This is a genomic window from Sphingomonas bacterium, from assembly GCF_903644135.1.
Lineage (GTDB): Bacteria > Pseudomonadota > Alphaproteobacteria > Sphingomonadales > Sphingomonadaceae > Sphingomonas.
In genome coordinates this window covers 1-3,331 of record NZ_CAHJXA010000311.1, presented here as the reverse complement: position 1 = coordinate 3,331, position 3,331 = coordinate 1, and the positions used below count along the sequence as shown (strand labels likewise).

General features: G+C 68.8%; 3 protein-coding genes. 2 read left to right on the top strand and 1 reads right to left on the bottom strand.

Going from position 1 to position 3,331, the window contains the following annotated elements:
* On the top strand, nucleotides 1-565 hold a 565-nt coding region (locus HUU96_RS13555; RefSeq protein ID WP_174293284.1), incomplete at its 5' end, for a cation:proton antiporter domain-containing protein.
* On the opposite strand, the gene nadB is transcribed toward HUU96_RS13555, so the two are convergent.
* Nucleotides 517-2,103 (bottom strand): L-aspartate oxidase, encoded by a 1,587-nt coding sequence (nadB, locus tag HUU96_RS13550; protein ID WP_174293283.1) that lies wholly within the window; start codon nucleotides 2,101-2,103, stop codon nucleotides 517-519. The genes HUU96_RS13555 and nadB overlap by 49 nt on opposite strands.
* A 136-nt stretch (nucleotides 2,104-2,239) precedes the next feature.
* Here nadB and HUU96_RS13545 point away from each other — a divergent pair.
* A partial coding sequence (locus tag HUU96_RS13545; protein WP_174293282.1) for a retropepsin-like aspartic protease family protein occupies nucleotides 2,240-3,331 on the top strand: 1,092 nt, incomplete at its 3' end.

The following is a 3,331-nucleotide window of genomic DNA, read 5'->3' as shown; positions in this document are numbered from 1 at the left end:
TGGCTCGTTCCTGGTTGCCGAGCATCTCCATGTCTCGGGCGTGCTGGCGACGCTGACCGCCGGGCTGATCGTCGGCAATTGGGGGTTCGGCGGCTCGATCTCGCCGGAAGGGCGGCGCGCGATGCTGGGGCATTGGGAGTTCGTGGCGTTCCTGATCAATTCGGTGATTTTCCTGCTGATCGGCGGGTCGGAGATCGGCGCGCCGTTCCGCCTGGTCGCCGAAGCGGCGGGGGCGGCGGTGCTGCTCAGCCTCGTCGGGCGAGCGCTGGCGGTCTATCCGCTGCTGGCGCTGTTCGCGCGCAGCCGGCTGGCGGTGTCGTGGCGCTATGGCCATGTGCTGTTCTGGGGCGGCCTGCGCGGGGCGCTGGCGCTGGCGCTCGCACTGGCGCTGCCGGCCGGCGTGCCCGAGCGCGGCGAGATCGTGCTGGTCGCCTTTGCGGTCGTCGCCTTCTCGATCGTCGTGCAGGGGCTGACCATGCCGGGGCTGGTGCGCCGCCTGGGCCTGCGCGCCGCGCCTCAGGGGATGAGTATGGTGTCTTCGGCCTCGGGCGATGTTGCCGGGTAATCGAGCGTATAGTGCAGCCCGCGGCTCTCGTGGCGATGAAGGGCGCAGTGGACGATCAGCTCCGCGGTCTGCAGCAGGTTGCGCAGTTCGATCAGGTCGGGGGTGACGCGGAAGCTGCCATAATAGTCGGCGATCTCGTCGGTCATCATGCGGATGCGGGTGCGCGCCCGCTCCAGCCGCTTGGTGGTGCGCACGATGCCGACGTAATTCCACATGAAGCGGCGGATCTCCGTCCAGTTCTGCTTGATCACCACCTCCTCGTCGGAATCGGCGACGCGGCTCTCGTCCCAGGGCCGGATCGGCGGCGGCGGCGACAGGCTGTCCCAATGCGCGGCGATATGGTCCGCCGCGGCTTCGCCGAACACGAAGCATTCGAGCAGCGAGTTGGACGCCAGCCGGTTGGCCCCGTGCAGCCCCGACTGGGTGCACTCGCCCGCCGCATACAGGCCGGGGAGGTCGGTCAGCCCGTGGCGATCGACCATGATGCCGCCACAGGTATAATGCTGCGCCGGCACCACCGGGATCGGCTCGCGGGTCATGTCGATACCCAGGCCGAGCAGCTTGTCGTGGATGTTGGGGAAATGCCCGCGCACGAACTCGGCCGGCATGTGGCTGATGTCGAGATGGACATAGTCGAGGCCGTCGCGCTTGATCTCGGCATCGATCGCGCGCGCCACCACGTCGCGCGGGGCCAGCTCGGCGCGCAAGTCGAGATCGGGCATGAAGCGATGGCCGGTGCGCGGGTTGATCAGCCGCCCGCCCTCGCCGCGCACTGCCTCGGTGATCAGGAAGTTCTTGACCTCGAGGTTGTAGAGGCAGGTCGGGTGGAACTGCATGAACTCCATGTTCGCCACCCGCGCCCCCGCCCGCCACGCCATGGCGATGCCATCGCCGGTCGCGCCGCGCGGCGCGGTGGAGAAGAGATAGGTTCGCCCCGCGCCCCCGGTGGCGAGGATGGTGGCGTTGGCGGTGTGGAGGTTGACCGCTCCGGTGCCGCGATCGACCGCATACACCCCCCAGACGCGGCCGGCCCCCGAATAGCGCTGCTCATGGCGGCTGGTGGCGAGATCGATCGCGACCTGGTCGGGGACCAGGGTGATGTTGGGATGAGCCCGCGCCGCCTTCAGCAGCGCCTCCTGCACCGCCCAGCCGGTCGCGTCGTCAACATGGACGATCCGCCGGTGCGAATGGCCTCCCTCGCGGGTGAGATGGAGGGCCCCGTTGCCGTTTGGGCCTTCGGTCGCGAACGGCACACCGAGCCGTTGCAGCCGCTCGATCGAGGCGGGGGCGTTCTCGACCACCAGCTCGACGATCGCGCGGTCGTTGAGGCCGGCCCCGGCGATCATCGTGTCGTCGATATGGCTCTCGAACGTGTCGCCCGGCTCCAGCACCGCGGCGATGCCGCCTTGCGCCCAGGCCGTCGAGCCTTCGTCGAGCGCGCCCTTGGCGAGCACGGTGACCCGGAACCGTTCGGCAAGGTTGAGCGCGGCGGTCAGCCCCGCCGCGCCAGAGCCGACGATCAGGACGTCGCTTGTCATCGCAATGCCTCAAGGGTCCGGTATCCCAAGTCTGATGCACGCGCGGAGCGGAGGGGAGGAAGGCCGGTCATCGCGAGCCCCTTGCACGATATGGTGGAGCTAGGACAGAGTTGAGCAGATGACGGCGGAGGTGAGGATGCAGACGCGCATGATGATGGCCGCGGTGCTGGCGCTGGGCCTCGCCCCCGCCGCCGCGCACGCGACCTGCTCGGTGTCGCAGCTGGTCGAGCTGAAGGTGACCATGAACGGCGTCCAGCCGATGGTACCGGTGACGATCAACGGCCGGGAGGAGCATTTCCTGGTCGATAGCGGTGCCTTCTACAGCAACATCTCGTCGGGCAAGGCGGCGGAACTGGGGCTGAAGCTGCAGCCGTTGCCGCCAAACTTCGTCGTCCGGGGGATCGGCGGCGAGATCACGCCGTCGCTGACGACGGTGAAGAGCGTCGGCCTCGCCGGCATCGCGTTGCACGACATCCACTTCATCGTCGGCGGCGGCGAGGTCGGCAACGGGGCCGGGCTGCTGGGCCAGAACGTGCTCGGCATCGGCGACGTCGAATATGACCTCGCCCATGGTGCCGTGCGGCTGATGCGGCCCCATGACTGCAAGGGTGCCAACCCCGCCTATTGGGCGGGCGCCAAGCCCGTCTCGACCGTGACGATCGAGGCGCGCGACGAGCACAACACCCACACGATCGGCACCGTGTTCGTCAACGGCGTCAAGATGCGCGCGATGTTCGACACCGGCGCGAACGGCACGACGATGTCGCTGGCGGCGGCGGCGAGGATCGGCCTCAAGCCCGACAGCCCCGGCGTGCGCGCTGCCGGTTACAGCCGTGGCATCGGCCGTCGCACCGTCGCCAGCTACATCCTGCCGATCGACAGCATCAAGCTGGGCGACCAGGAGGAAATCCGCCGCACCCACCTGCGCGCCGAAGCGGGCGACTTGCTCGGCATCGACATGCTGATCGGGGCCGACTTCTTCATCTCGCACCGTGTCTATGTCGCCAACGGGCTGCACAGGATGTTCTTCACCTATGATGGCGGCCCGATCTTCAACGTGACGCCAAGCGCGCATATCGACGACACGGGCGCGACGGTCGCGATCGCGCCCGACACCGTCGCCGAGCCGACCGACGCGGCTGGCTTCGCCCGGCGCGGCGCGGCGGCGCTGGCGCGGCGCGAATATGCCAAGGCGCTCGCCGACCTCGACAAGGCGTGCGACATGGCT